This window comes from Ruegeria sp. I3 (genome assembly GCF_056532525.1).
In genome coordinates, this window is the sequence record NZ_JBQFNI010000001.1 from 747,901 (window position 1) to 762,354 (window position 14,454).

Sequence of the window (14,454 nt, forward strand, 5' to 3'; positions counted from 1 at the left end):
CTGATTTACGAGTGACCGGAAGGTTAGTTTATGTCGATCGTTTTTTCGTCGCGCCGCACCCGTTTTGCAAGTCCATTGGACCGGCACGGAGGCGGAGGCCCATTGACCCTGGAACCCCGAAATCGGGTAGCAAAACCAAATGAAAGTAAACTTGCAAAAACAGCGTCCCGCCTGCGTTTGACAAGTGATATGCAACTGGCGGAACCCGAAAGCAAACCAGAGACCCCGGAAGCAAGTGACACCCCGGTTGCCGGGCCCGCGAAACGATCGCGGCAATTAGAAGCGCCTCAGGCGACGACACAACCGGATGATCCGGGGCAGACCCAGGCAGAGCAGTTGGATCAAACATCACAACCGCGCGCTGGTTCTCCCCTTCGGCGCGCGTCGTCGCGGCCCGCGCAAGATAAGGATCCTGCGGGTGGCGACACTGGGGTGGCCGATACCGAAGCCCCCGATTGTGAAACCGCCGACCAATCGACTGCACGCATGACCCCCTCTGCGCCGTCGGATGGTAAAGACCGCATGGGCACCACGATCGAGGCCAAGGCCAACCAACCCTTGCTGCGCCCGGGGACGGGTGGTGGCGATGGCAAGGGGCCACCCCAAACATTCCACAAACGCACGCCGCCTGAAGATTTCCAGAAGACGCTGCGTACCTCACTGCGCGCGATTTGGCGCAATCTGGCTTTCGTGCTGGTACTGACCTGTGCGACCAACGTCCTGATCCTAGCGATCCCGATCTACCTGTTTCAGATCAGTGACCGGGTTCTGACTAGTCGCTCGCTGGATACGTTGATCATGCTGACGGCAATCGTTGCCGGAGCAGTCATTTTTCAAGCCGCATTTGATGCCGTTCGTCGGTTCATGCTGATGCGTACAGCGGTCGAGGTCGCCGCCCGTCTTGGGGCCCCGGTTCTTAGCGCTGCGGCCCATGCCTCGCTGCACGGCAACGGACGCGAATATCAGACACTTGGGGATCTGCAACAGGTGCGGGGCTTTCTGGTCTCGGGCACTCTGATCTCATTTCTGGATGTACCATTTGCACCGCTGTTCATCCTGATGATCTTTCTGGTGCATCCGCAACTTGGGATGATTGTGGTGACGACGGCCGTGATTCTGATGATCATCGCGCTGATCAACCAGAAAATGACCGCCAAGCCCTTTGCAAAGGCCAACCAGGCGCAATCCCTGGCGAACCAGCATCTGGATTCAATGTCGCGCAACAGTCAGATCATCAACGCTTTAGCGATGATCCCCGAGGCAGTGCGCATCTGGGGGCGTGACACCGCACAATCGCTGACATGGCAGGTCAAGGCGCAGGATCGTAACGTGATCTTCGCGGCCATTTCACGTGCCGTCCGTCTTTTGACGCAGATCGGCATTCTGGGCTGGGGCGCATTTCTTGCGCTGCAGGGCGAAATTACAGGCGGTATGGTCATCGCCGCCTCGATCATCGCGGGGCGGGCTTTCGCGCCGATCGAAGGATCAATCGAGGGTTGGAATACCTTCCTGCTTACGCGCGGCGCTTTTGGGCGGATCAAGGCTCTGCTGTCGAACTCGGCCCTGCAATATGAAAAACTGCGCCTACCACGGCCTGAGGGGCGGTTGGATGTCGAACGCCTGCTATATGTCCCAGGCGGCACCAAGCGGGTGGTTCTGAACGGGATTACCTTTGCGCTGAACCCAGGTGAAACTCTGGCGATCATCGGGAATTCAGGCGCAGGCAAAACGACACTTGGTAAAACGCTGGTGGGTTCGATCCTGCCGACCTCGGGCAGTGTGCGGCTGGACCTGATGGATATCCGCAACTGGGATCCCCGCCAGTTTGGCGAAAATATTGGCTATCTGCCGCAAGACGTACAGCTATTCCCCGGCAGCATCAAAGACAATATTGGCCGGATGCGTGCCGATGCCACGGATGAGCAGATCCACGATGCTGCCGTTTTGGCCGACGTGCACAACATGATCGCAACGCTGCCGCAGGGGTATGAGACTGTTGTGGCCGCCGACGGCTCACCTCTCTCAGGTGGCCAGAAGCAGCGTATTGCTTTGGCGCGTGCCTTCTTCGGCAACCCGCGTTTGGTTGTTCTGGATGAGCCGAATTCGAACCTCGACGTGGCAGGTGACAAGGCGCTTGCGCGCGCAATTCAGCAAGCAAAGGAAAGCAAGATCACCGTTGTAGTGATTACGCAAAAGCCGACTCTGTTGAATGTTGTCGACAAGATCATGCTGCTGACCGATGGGCGCGTGGCGCTGTTCGGGCAGCGCGAACAGGTGCTGGAACAGCTCAACGGGCCGCGCCAGCAACCGCCCGAAATACAGGGCAAGGGGGATTAAGCGATGAACGACGTGGCACGCACCGATGAAGGCGGTCTTTGGTACTCTGAAGTTCCGCGCTCGATCACCAAATTCATCGTGATTGGCTTTATCATGCTTATTGTCTGTTTTGGCGGCTTTGGCGTCTGGTCCTTCCGTGCACCTCTGGCCGCTGCAGTCATCGCGCAAGGCAGCTTTGTCGCGACCGGCCGCAACAAGATCGTGCAGCATTTGGAAGGCGGTATCATCGAGAACATTCTGGTCTCGGAAGGTGAATCTGTTCAAGCCGGACAGATCATGATGACTTTGGATCAGACCTCGGCCGAGGCGAGTGAACGCGAATTGTTCATTCGCAAACTTCGCCTTCAGGCCATGACCGAACGGTTGCTGGCTGAGCATAGCGAACAGGAAACCCTCGTGTTTTCGCCCGGATTGATCGAAGCATCGGACGACGTCGAGGTCATGACGATCCTCGACAATCAGAAACTCAGCTTTGATGTATCGCGCAAGACACTGCTGAACGATATTGCTTTGCTGCAGCGCAACATGGAGGCGTTGAAAATTCGTGCGTCAGGATTTGAAGCACAATTGGTCAGCATGGAAAGGCGATCAGAGATTCTCGAGGAAGAATACGAGACCAAATATTCGTTGTTTGAAAAAGGATTAGTGCGCAAAGGTGATCTGAATACGATCCGCCGGGTGCAGGCCGAAGCCGAAGGTCAACTGGCGCGTCTGCGCGCTGAAACGGCCGAGGTAAACCAGATGCTGCTGAAGTATGAAGAGCAGATTCTGCGCACCCGCTCAGCCTACCGTGAGGCCGCGCTGGACGAGTTGGGCGTGATTGAAGCCGACCTTGAAAGTGTGCGTGAAAAAGCCCGCCAGGCCCGTAGCGTTCTGGCCCGTGCGGTTGTGCGTGCCCCGGTGACCGGCACAGTGGTGCGACTTCATCACCACACGCCGGGCGGGGTGATCGAAACTGGCGAACAGATTGCTGAGATTCTGCCCGCCGATGCACCGCTAATCATCGAGGCGCAGATCCCGCGTACCGAGATCGACAGCGTGGTCACCGGGCAGATCGCGACGGTGCGCCTAGTCGCGCTCAATCAACGGACAACCCCAGTGCTTGAGGGCGAGGTCTATTACGTCTCGGCTGACTCGCTTGTCGAGGATTCTGCCGGTATGCCGCAAGAGGTCTATCTGGCGCGCATTTCTCTGACCACGGAAGAGATGGGGCGCGTGCGGGGCTTCGTGCCGACACCCGGAATGCCCGCCGAGATCATGATCCAGACCGAGGAACGCACCTTTGCGGCCTATATCGCCAAGCCGGTGGTTGACAGTATGTCGCGTGCTTTCCGCGAACATTAAGGGTCTGAATGTCTACACCTTCAATTTTCTGCATGTTAGCCTTTCACGGATTCATTTCCTGGAGGGGCGCAAATGCCATTGACGGTCAAAGACATGATGCAAGCTGCAAACGCGGTGGTTGAGCGTATCGACGCCAGCCGGGCCAAAGAACTGATCGGGCAGGGTGCCTTGTTATTGGATATTCGCGATGCGCCTGAACTGGAAAGGACAGGGCGCGCGGTCGGTGCGCATCATATCCCGCGCGGTATGCTGGAGTTTCGGGCCGACCCCGAGTTGCCTTCCCATGATGCAGAACTGCGCAGGGATCGGGTGATCATCCTGCATTGTGCGTCTGGCGGAAGGGCAGCGCTGGCTGGAAAACTGCTTAAGGAAATGGGATATTTACACGTCTACAATCTGGGTGGCTTTGCGGATTGGGTGAATGGCGGTGGTGAGGCGACCGGGCCCATGGATCGCGGGATGTAGCTACATATCTGACCCAAATCAAAGTCACACATATTCCGTTGCTGTAATGTAAAGGCCAGAAGCTTAAACACAGGATACTGGCCATGATACGCCTAGCAGCCACGCTTTATTCTTTGATCGCCACAGCCATCGCGGGTTCTGCCGTGATTGCGGTCCTAGCGGTTGGAATGGTGACCTGGATGGCCATCGTTTCCGCCGCAGCAGCAGGGGCGGTTGTTGCCGCGCCGGTGTCGTGGCTGGTGGCAAAACGCCTGTATCAAGGCGCTTGATTAAGCGTTCAAGAAGGTCCTGACTGCAGCTTCGAATTCGCGGGGTTTCTCGGCGTGCAGCCAGTGCCCCGCACCGGGAATTTTGGCGAAGCGAGCTGCAGGAAACAGGGTGCGAATCTGCTCTCGGTGTTCGGGCAGCACATAATCTGATGCTGCGCCGGACAGGAACAGAGCAGGGCCGTCCCAATGGGTCGAAATCTCGGGGAAGCCCATGATCTTTGGCATTTCGCTGGCCAGTACATCCAGGTTCAGCCGCCAGCGGCCCCCCTCAACATCCAAAGACTGCGTAAAAAAGCTCTGCAGCGCCTTTTCGACGCCCAGATCGGCCAGCTGTGCTTCGGCATCTGAACGACGCTGAACGCGGGACATATCGACCGCCCGCATTGCCTCGATGAATTGAATCTGGCTGTGGCTGTATGCCACTGGTGCGATGTCTGCGACGACCAGCTTGCGCACCAGATCGCCATATTCCAGCGCCAGCACCATCGAAGCTTTTCCACCCATGGAATGCCCGACGATATCGGCGATGCCGCCAACGCTGTCGATGACCTTTGCCAGATCATGCGCCAAATCTGGGTAGCCATGCTGAGCATCCCAAAAGCTGTAGGCGTGATTGCGCATATCGACGGCAATCACCTGTCTTTCGTCCGACAGTCGCCGCGCAATGACTCCCCAGTTGCGCGCCGAACCATAGAGGCCATGCGCTATCAGCAGGGGCGGATGATCGGTCGGGTCGCCATGGATGATCGTATTCAGCATGCTTCTGTGATACGCGTCACCGCGCGGAACAACCAGCCCCATTGTCGCCGGTGTGACGCGCGGCTACATTGTCCCGTCAGGAGGCGCCAATGACGCAGGAAATCGATATCCAGACCCGGATCGCAGAGACCATTCGGTTGCTGCGTAAAAAGCTTGGCGTGAAAGACAAGACCCTGATTGCCTCGGCCCGTCGCGCGAAGCGGCGTTTGCCGCGCAAGGTCTATAAACAGGCCTTGGTTCTGGCAGAGGCCGAGCAGATGGCCGAGCATCCCAAACTGCGGATGGTTTTGGATATGCCCCGGCTCGAAAAAGCGTCGGACGAGGTGCAAGGCCACCTGAACGCGATCAATCTGGCAGATCGACGTTGGGGATGGTTCCTGAGCTTTCTTGGCTCGCTTGCGTTGGGCCTGATCGTGTTGGCGGCGTTGGCTGTATTCGTACTACGATGGCGCGGGTATATCTGAACGCTGCTGGCCTCAAAGAAAAACGGCGCCGATCAGGGCGCCGTTTTCTGTTTTAAGTCCGTATCGGATTAGAGATTCGGATAAAGCGGGTAGCGCGCGCAAAGTTCGGCGACTTCGGCTTTGACTTTGGCTTCGACCGCACCGTTTCCGTCTTCGCCATTTGCGGCCAGACCGTCGACCACTTCGATGATCCAGTCTGCGATCTGGCGGAACTCGGCCTCACCAAAACCGCGGGTGGTTCCGGCGGGCGAGCCCAGACGGATACCGCTGGTGATCGTCGGCTTTTCGGGGTCGAACGGCACACCGTTCTTGTTGCAGGTGATATGTGCCCGCCCCAAAGCTTTCTCGGTTGCGTTGCCTTTAACGCCTTTGGGGCGCAGGTCGACAAGAACCACATGGGTATCGGTGCCGTGGGTCACCGTGTCCAGGCCACCCTTGATCAGCTGATCTGAAAGGGCCTGCGCATTCACAACGACCTGCTTGATATAGTCCTTGAACTCAGGACGCAGTGCCTCGCCAAAGGCAACGGCCTTGCCAGCAATCACATGCATCAGCGGGCCACCCTGAATGCCCGGGAAGATGGCCGAGTTTACCTTTTTGGCAATCGCTTCATCATTGGTCAGGATCATGCCGCCGCGCGGGCCGCGCAGGGTTTTATGCGTGGTGGTGGTGGCCACATGCGCATGCGGGAAGGGCGAAGGGTGCGCGCCTGCGGCAACCAGACCGGCGATATGGGCCATATCCACATGCAGATAGGCGCCGACCATATCGGCGATTTCACGCATGCGGGCAAAATCGATGACGCGCGGGATGGCCGAGCCTCCGGCGATGATCAGCTTGGGGTTATGTTCCTTTGCCAGCGCTTCGATCTGATCATAGTCGATCAGGTTGTCCTGCTTGCGCACGCCATAATGTACCGCGTTGAACCACTTGCCTGACTGGTTCGGTGCCGCACCATGGGTCAGGTGACCACCTGCATCCAGCGACATTCCCAGAATGGTGTCACCGGGCTTGATCAGCGCCTGAAATACACCTTGGTTCGCCTGCGATCCCGAATTCGGTTGGACGTTGGCAAACTCACACCCAAACAACTGCTTGGCACGGTCGATAGCCAGGTTCTCGGCAATGTCGACGAACTGACAACCGCCATAGTACCGGCGGCCCGGATAACCTTCGGCATATTTGTTGGTCATGACCGAGCCCTGCGCCTCCATCACGGCGGCAGAGACGATGTTCTCCGAGGCGATCAGTTCGATCTCGTCGCGCTGGCGGCCCAATTCAGATGTGATCGAGCCGAACAGCTCGGGGTCACGATCCGCGAGGGACTGGGTGAAAAATCCGTTGTCACGAAGATTGGCGTTCATGTGCGCTCCGCATGGCTGGGGTGTATCTGGCGGATTTCCTATCGGAAACGACGTGTGTCAGAAAGGTTGTAAAGCGACGAAATGGCCCTCTATGGCGTCAACTCTGGCCTATTGCGGAAAGGTATGTTTGTTTCGGAACCAAATGTGCAGCACTGGAAACTATAAAACATGACAAAGAGAATCGCCTTTCTGGCCAGCGATGCCAAGGTTGCGCAGACCGCCCGGGATGCGCTTGTCGCGCGCTACGGAAATGCAGCGCCGAGAGACGCAGATGTTGTGGTGGCGCTGGGTGGTGATGGCTTCATGCTTCAGACGTTGCAGGGCGTCCAGCACTTGGACAAGCCGGTTTACGGAATGAATCGCGGTACCATCGGGTTTCTGATGAACGAATATGCCGAAGTTGATCTGATGGCCCGGCTAGCAGAGGCAGAGGAAGAAGTCATCAATCCACTGGCGATGACTGCAATGGACCAGGCGGGCCAAAAGCACCAAGCACTTGCAATCAACGAGATTTCGCTGCTTCGCGCGGGGCCGCAGGCAGCGCGGCTGCGGATCAGCGTGGATGGGCGGGTACGTATGGCCGAACTCGTGTGTGATGGTGCATTGCTTGCCACGCCGGCGGGTTCAACCGCATATAACTATTCCGCTCACGGACCCATTGTACCCATTGGCGCGGACGTTCTGGCATTGACGCCAATCGCCGCGTTTCGCCCCCGGCGGTGGCGTGGCGCCTTGCTGCCGAAAGTTGCGAAAGTCAGATTCGATGTGATCGAGGCTGACAAACGCCCGGTTATCGTTGCGGCCGATTCCATATCGTTTCCGGATATCGATTGGGTCGAGATCAGGTCTGAGATTGCGATCCAGCATCGTATTCTATTTGACCCTGGCCACGGCCTGGAAGAACGATTGATCTCCGAACAATTTACTTAAATCTCAGCGTGTTGATCATTTTTCCACCGCTTGTGTGAACCAGTTCACATGCAACGCGATAAGGGTTTGTTAACTTCAAGTTGCCCGGAGAACACGCCGAGGTGGAAGTGAGTGGCCATCTAAAGGTGTTTTCGAATGGTTGCGCAGTTTTCGCGCTGGCGAGGGTGGGTGGTGCTACGCTCGTCATCTTAATCCGGGCATATTTTAGTATGCGGACCCCGGGACAAAATCCCGGGGTCTATTTCATTTGTGAGGCCTGAGTGACGATGTCTCAGGTTTGCGCGCTCATTCGATCCCACAGAATCGGAGCCATCTGCCCCACACGCGCTTCGATCGCGACCGCTGCATCCACCGCCATGTCCTCACGCCAGCGTCGAGCAGCAATCTGAACATTGATCGGTTGCGGCCCATTCGGCAATTCGGCCAAGCGTGCGGGAACGCTGGCGGCGGGCAGCCCGAGGAAATTCATCGCATAAGAATAGACCGCGCATCCTAACACCTCATGAACGCCTTCCGCACCTTCGGTATCGCGATCAGGTTTAAAGAACGGCTGCGGCAGGAATGGAGACAGGACCAAAGGATATTTCTGCATGAATAGCGACCATTGGCGCGCATAATGGCTGCGTTGTGCCAACGCCTGAATCAGTTCGTCGCCTACGATCGGAGGAAACTCCTGAAAATAAACCTCGAAAATATCACGGATGGTTTGAGACCCGGCTGCCTCGATATCGTTTTTCATCAACGTCAGCACTTCACCCATCAGCGCGCGATAGCCGATGCGCCCGCATACGAACACATCCGGCGGATCAATGTCTTCAACTATATATCCGGCATCTACCAGCGCCTCCCGAGCGGTACTTAGCGCTTTGTCCACTTCGGGGTGCAAAGCGTATTCGAACGTATTTTTGGTGAACGCAACTTTGATTGGGACGTCCGGCCCCGCGCCGCGCCAAGGCATTGGCACATGGAAGGGGTCGCGGGCGTCCGGGGCGATCAGGGTGGGCATCGAAAGGTGCAAGTCCTTTGCGCTTCTTGTGATCAAGCCCTGTACCGACATCGATTGTGCCAGCATCCCACGTTCTGCCTTCTGGCTGGGGTTCCAGGCGGGTACGCGGCCCAGCCCCGGTTTCACCGTAACTGCGCCATTAGCCGCTGCCGGAAAGCGCAGACTGCCTCCGATATCGTTGCCATGAGCCAGGGCACCGATGCCCGCCATGACCGCAGCCCCCGCGCCCCCGGACGACCCACCGGGCGAGATATGGCGGCCCCAAGGATTGTGCGTGCGCCCATGAAGTGGATTATCCGTGTCAGCGCGGAACGAGAATTCGGGCGTGTTGGTCCGCCCGATGACAATGGCCCCCGCATTGTGCAAGTTTGAAACCACCGGGGCGTCATCAGGGGCAATGACATCCTTCAAGGCAACCACACCATTTGTAGTGGCATGGTTCTTCTGGTCGACATTCACTTTTATGGTCACGGGGACCCCGTGCAGCGGCCCAACCGAGGCACCATTGCGGCGCGCCTGATCAAGCGCAGATGCACGCTCTAACGCTTCTGTGCCCAGATCGTCCACGACAGCATTCAGCGAGGGATTTACCTGATACATCCGCTCCAATGCATCACTGATCACCTCTTCTGCGCTCAACTCGCCAGATTGGGTCAGCGCAGCCAATTCTGTTGCATCAAAACGCCAGATATCGCCCTGTGTCATGCTCGTCCTCCTCACCTCAAACTGAGGTGAGGAGGACCCAATGACAAGCCCCGCAATCGCAAAACGGATCCAACCTTCATCTGGCCAAAAATATCTCGGAGCGCGAGGCAGAGCCTCGCGCACGCGCGACAGCGCAAATCGATTGCGCCGTAAGGCGCTCCGCTTGATCGTACCGTGAAATTACTGCGCGTAGCCGATAGTTTGCAGGGCCACCGTGATCTCGTCCAGAATTGCTGGGTCATCGATTGTGGCAGGCATTTTATACGCCTTGCCATCCGCGATCGACACCATCGTACCACGCAGGATCTTGCCCGAGCGTGTCTTGGGCAGACGATCCACCACCACTGCTTTCTTGAACGCAGCGACTGGGCCGATTTTGTCACGAACCATCTGGACCACATCGGTTACCACCTCCGCGTGATTCCGATCGGAACCGGCATTCAGACACAGGAAACCGACAGGCATCTGGCCTTTCAGTTGATCAGATACCCCAATCACAGCGCATTCTGCCACATCGGGGTGAGCGGCCAACACCTCTTCCATCCCTCCCGTCGAAAGTCGGTGCCCGGCGACGTTTATCACGTCATCGGTACGGGCCATGATATAGAGATACCCATCTTCGTCGATCATGCCCGCATCACCGGTTTCGTAGTAGCCGGGAAAATGCTCAAGGTAGGATTTTCTGAAGCGCGCCTCGGCATTCCACAGGTTTGGCAATGTGCCTGGCGGAAGCGGGAGCTTGACTGCGATCGCGCCCAACTCGCCCGGTTTCATAGGATGGCCGCCCTCGTCCAGAATCTGAACGTCATAGCCCGGCATAGGCTTGGCAGGTGATCCCAGCTTGACCGGAAGCTCTTCGATTCCGAGCGGGTTGCCAGCGATGGTCCAGCCAGTTTCGGTTTGCCACCAATGATCGATGACCGGAACTTTCAGCGCATCCTGCGCCCAGATGATCGTATCTGGATCAGCCCTCTCTCCTGCAAGATACAGAGCCTTAAGGCAGGATAGATCGTAATTCGCCATCAATTCTGCGCTTGGGTCTTCGCGTTTTACGGCACGAATGGCGGTTGGGGCGGTGAAGAAGCTTTTGACCTTGTGTTCGGATATCACGCGCCAGAAAGTTCCGGCGTCAGGTGTTCCGACGGGCTTGCCCTCAAAAACAATCGTCGTGTTGCCGTGGATCAGCGGGGCATAACAGATATAGGAATGGCCAACGACCCAGCCGACATCCGAAGCCGCCCAGAACACATCTCCCGGATCGACATTGTAGATGTTTTTCATCGTCCAGTTCAGCGCGACCAGATGGCCGGCAGTCGGGCGCACGACGCCTTTGGGCGCACCAGTGGTGCCGGATGTATAGAGGATATAGGCTGGATCATTGCCGCTGACTGGTACACATTCTGCGGGCTCCGTACCGTATTGGAAACCGTGCCAGTTGACGTCGCGCCCCTCGATTAGTTGTGCGACTTCCTGCTCGCGCTGGAATATTACGCAAAACTCGGGTTTGTGGGTGGCCAGATCGATCGCGCCATCCAGCAGAGGTTTGTAGTGCACAACGCGTCCCGGCTCCATCCCGCACGAGGCGGCGATGATCGCCTTGGGTTTCGCATCGTCGATACGTACGGCCAGTTCGTTGCTGGCAAAGCCGCCGAATACCACTGAATGCACTGCTCCTAGCCGGGCGCAAGCCAGCATTGCCTCCAGCGCTTCGGGGATCATAGGCATGTAGATGATGACGCGGTCACCTTTCTCAATACCTTTTGCACGGAGCGCGCCAGCCAGATTAGCAACCCGATTGCGTAACTCGACGTATGAGATTTCGCGTTTGGTATGAGTAATGGGGCTGTCATAGATGATCGCGGTTTGCTCACCACGACCATTTTCCACGTGGCGATCAACGGCGTTCCAGCAGGTATTTACCTTGGCATCGCTGAACCATTCGTAAAGAGGCGCATTGTCGTCAAACAGAGCTTTGCTGGGCGCTTGAACCCAATCGATCCCCTTGGCTGCATCCATCCAGAATGCTTCGGGGTCGTTCTTCCAGCTCTCGTAGACGTCCTGATATGCCATGATGGCCTCCTCCCAAATTCCTTGAGCTATGTGTTAGGCATCGTGGGTGTTTCGAGCAAGCGATGCGCATAACGGCGCGTCAGTTTATCGCAAAATCTTTGCAGAAACTTGCAGTTTGGCTTGCAAATTTTTGCAAATCCTCTGATCTGAGCAGATTTCTGAGTGTCACACGCAAAGATTTGCAAATCTGCAAATTTATTGCTGCAAATGTTCTAGCGCTAACAGAATCAAACCGGGCACCTAATCTGGTGCCCGGTCATGTATACGTAATGATATAGGCGCTGGGCTTATCCGTAGTGCGCGACTGGCGTACCTGCGATGGCCGCCATGTTCAGCAGTCCCCTGGCCGTAATCGAGGGCGTTACGATATGCGCCTTGTTTCCCATTCCCATGAGGATTGGACCTACCTCAAGCCCGTCCGCTTTCATCTTAAGGATATTGCGCACACCGCTTGCCGCATCCGCATGGGCGAAGATCAGGACATTTGCAGAGCCTTCCAAACGCGAGTTCGGGAAGATACGTGCACGCAATTCAGGATCCAAAGCCAGATCAAGGTTCATCTCGCCTTCATAGCTGAAGTCGCGTGGCTCGGAATCGAGAATCTCAAGCGCAGCCCGCAGCCGCTTGCCTGATCCCTCGGCCTGATTGCCGAATTGCGATTGCGAACAAAATGCGATCTTGGGTTCCAACCCGAACCGCCGCACGTGACGAGCAGCTCCAATGGTGGATTCGGCAAGTTCTTCTGGTGTCGGCAATTGTCTTACATGCGTGTCTGCAATGAACAGAGGGCCATCTTCCAGGATCATCAGCGAAAGCGCGCCATGCGGGCGCAAATCGCCATCATCCAGAACCTGTTCGACATAGTTAAGATGCCAGCGATACTCACCAAAAGTGCCACAGATCATGCTGTCCGCCTCACCGCGATGCACCATGATTGCTGCAATGGCGGTATTGTTGGTCCGCATGATGGCTTTGGCCAGATCCGGAGTGACCCCCCGACGCTGCATTATTTGATGGTACGAATTCCAATAATCGTAGTAACGGGGATCGTCCTGAGGGTTCACGATTTGAAAATCCTGCCCCGGTCGTACTGTCAGGCCCAGCCTCTCGCACCGTGCGCTGATCACGTCCGGTCGCCCGATCAGGATCGGGGTTTCTGTGGTTTCTTCCAATATCGCTTGCGCAGCCCTTAAAACACGTTCGTCTTCGCCTTCTGCGAAGACAATTCTACGCGATGCGACGGCAGCGGCTTCGAACACTGGCCGCATCAACAGTGCAGATTTGAACACGGTCTGGTTCAGGCGTTCTTTATAGGCTTCGAGGTCATCAATGGGTCGTTTTGCGACCCCGCTCTTCATAGCAGCCTGTGCAACCGATGACGAAACGACCCCCACTAGGCGCGGGTCAAAGGGTTTTGGGATCAGGTAATCTGGACCAAAAGTCAGCTGCTCACCCTTATAGGCCGCCGCGGCTTCGGCGCTGGTTGTCGCGCGCGCCATGTCGGCGATGCCGTCGACGCAGGCGATCTGCATCTCGTCGTTGATTTCAGTCGCGCCCACATCCAGGGCACCTCGGAAGATAAACGGGAAGCACAACACGTTGTTCACTTGGTTCGGAAAGTCGCTGCGACCGGTCGCAATGATCGCGTCAGGGGCAACTTCGCGCGCCGCCTGTGGCAGGATTTCCGGAGTTGGGTTGGCCAGCGCAAAGATGATCGGGGTCTTGGCCATCTTCTCGACCATCTCAGGCTTGAGCACATTTGGTCCGCTCAGCCCCAGAAACAGATCGGCACCTCCGATCACATCATCCAGAGTGCGCAGATCGGTTTTCTGCGCGAACTGATCCTTGTGCGGGTTCATATCCTCGGCGCGACCTTCATAGACCAACCCGTGAATGTCGCACAGCCAGATATTCTCGCGTTTGACGCCGAGCTTCACCAACATGCTGAGGCAGGCGATCCCGGCAGCACCGCCGCCGGTCGAAACTACTTTGATATCCTCGAAGCTCTTTCCTGCCACATACAGGGCGTTCTTCGCTGCGGCACCAACAACGATTGCCGTGCCGTGCTGATCGTCATGAAACACCGGGATGTTCATCCGTTCCCGGCACAGTTTTTCGACAATAAAACAATCCGGTGCCTTGATATCTTCAAGGTTGATCGCGCCAAATGTGGGCTCCAGAGCACAGACGATATCTGCCAGCTTTTCTGGGTCAGGCTGATCCACCTCGATATCAAAGCAATCGATGCCTGCGAACTTTTTGAACAGGACGGCCTTGCCTTCCATCACCGGTTTCGAGGCCAATGCGCCTATATTCCCAAGGCCCAGAACTGCGGTGCCGTTTGACACAACTGCAACAAGATTGCCGCGGGCCGTGTATTTCTCAGCGTTGGCGGCGTTGTCCTTTATCTCAAGACTGGCTTCGGCGACGCCTGGCGAATATGCCCGCGCAAGGTCCCGACCATTTGCCATTGGTTTGGTTGCCTTGATCTCAAGCTTTCCGGGCTTTGGATGCGCATGATAGTCAAGCGCGGCCTGTCTCAGGTTCGGTGTGTCAGACATCGGTAATACAACTCCGTTCCAATATTCGTTTGATGGTTAAACTATTTCTCAGCGCTTGGCTATGTCGCCTCGGACCGCAGTCAAAGACCGGCCTCACGGATACGTTAACGAAACGTTGGTTGAGAGTTGCTGCATCGTTTTTATGTACAGCCAATTCCGGGGAACCCGACGGACACCAGA

At 56.8% G+C, this 14,454-nt stretch carries 11 protein-coding genes; 6 read left to right on the forward strand and 5 right to left on the reverse strand.

All coding sequences use genetic code 11. The annotated features are described in order from the left end of the window. The first annotated feature begins 30 nt into the window (after positions 1 to 30). From ACR0L9_RS03860 to ACR0L9_RS03875, 4 genes are all read left to right on the forward strand, one after another. Positions 31 to 2,337: a type I secretion system permease/ATPase gene (locus ACR0L9_RS03860; RefSeq protein ID WP_480894850.1), complete on the forward strand. Its 2,307-nt coding sequence runs from the start codon at positions 31 to 33 to the stop codon at positions 2,335 to 2,337. 3 nt (positions 2,338 to 2,340) lie between these two features. Beyond that, positions 2,341 to 3,681, forward strand: coding sequence for an HlyD family type I secretion periplasmic adaptor subunit (locus ACR0L9_RS03865; protein ID WP_170391969.1), 1,341 nt, complete (start codon positions 2,341 to 2,343; stop codon positions 3,679 to 3,681). 72 nt (positions 3,682 to 3,753) lie between these two features. Next, the gene (locus tag ACR0L9_RS03870; RefSeq protein ID WP_170391967.1) at positions 3,754 to 4,146 is read left to right on the forward strand and encodes a rhodanese-like domain-containing protein; all 393 of its coding nucleotides are present in this window, start codon (positions 3,754 to 3,756) and stop codon (positions 4,144 to 4,146) included. An 83-nt stretch (positions 4,147 to 4,229) separates the two neighbouring features. Next, positions 4,230 to 4,415: a hypothetical protein gene (locus ACR0L9_RS03875; RefSeq protein WP_170391965.1), complete on the forward strand. Its 186-nt coding sequence runs from the start codon at positions 4,230 to 4,232 to the stop codon at positions 4,413 to 4,415. Here ACR0L9_RS03875 and ACR0L9_RS03880 read toward each other — a convergent pair whose 3' ends face one another. After that, on the reverse strand, positions 4,416 to 5,174 hold the full coding sequence (locus tag ACR0L9_RS03880; protein WP_170732899.1) for an alpha/beta fold hydrolase: 759 nt from the start codon (positions 5,172 to 5,174) through the stop codon (positions 4,416 to 4,418). An 89-nt stretch (positions 5,175 to 5,263) separates the two neighbouring features. On the opposite strand from ACR0L9_RS03880, the gene ACR0L9_RS03885 reads away from it, so the two are divergent. Further along, complete coding sequence (locus tag ACR0L9_RS03885) at positions 5,264 to 5,638, forward strand: hypothetical protein (protein ID WP_480894852.1); 375 nt, start codon at positions 5,264 to 5,266, stop codon at positions 5,636 to 5,638. A gap of 68 nt (positions 5,639 to 5,706) precedes the next feature. Here the strand turns inward: ACR0L9_RS03885 and glyA are convergent, their stop codons facing one another. Beyond that, positions 5,707 to 7,002 carry a serine hydroxymethyltransferase gene (glyA, locus tag ACR0L9_RS03890; protein ID WP_170391950.1) on the reverse strand — a complete coding sequence of 432 codons (1,296 nt, stop codon included), beginning with the start codon at positions 7,000 to 7,002 and terminating at the stop codon, positions 5,707 to 5,709. 168 nt (positions 7,003 to 7,170) lie between these two features. Here glyA and ACR0L9_RS03895 point away from each other — a divergent pair, with 168 nt between their 5' ends. Continuing rightward, positions 7,171 to 7,932, forward strand: coding sequence for an NAD kinase (locus tag ACR0L9_RS03895; protein WP_170391948.1), 762 nt, complete (start codon positions 7,171 to 7,173; stop codon positions 7,930 to 7,932). A gap of 271 nt (positions 7,933 to 8,203) precedes the next feature. On the opposite strand, the gene ACR0L9_RS03900 is transcribed toward ACR0L9_RS03895, so the two are convergent. The 3 genes from ACR0L9_RS03900 to ACR0L9_RS03910 all read right to left on the reverse strand — a co-directional run bounded on the left by ACR0L9_RS03900 (position 8,204) and on the right by ACR0L9_RS03910 (position 14,274). Further along, positions 8,204 to 9,643, reverse strand: coding sequence for an amidase family protein (locus tag ACR0L9_RS03900; RefSeq protein ID WP_480894854.1), 1,440 nt, complete (start codon positions 9,641 to 9,643; stop codon positions 8,204 to 8,206). 180 nt (positions 9,644 to 9,823) lie between these two features. Beyond that, positions 9,824 to 11,713 (reverse strand): propionate-CoA ligase PrpE, encoded by a 1,890-nt coding sequence (gene prpE / locus ACR0L9_RS03905; RefSeq protein ID WP_170594802.1) that lies wholly within the window; start codon positions 11,711 to 11,713, stop codon positions 9,824 to 9,826. Between the two features lie 287 nt (positions 11,714 to 12,000). Beyond that, complete coding sequence (locus ACR0L9_RS03910; RefSeq protein WP_170401318.1) at positions 12,001 to 14,274, reverse strand: NADP-dependent malic enzyme; 2,274 nt, start codon at positions 14,272 to 14,274, stop codon at positions 12,001 to 12,003. Positions 14,275 to 14,454: the final 180 nt, after the last annotated feature.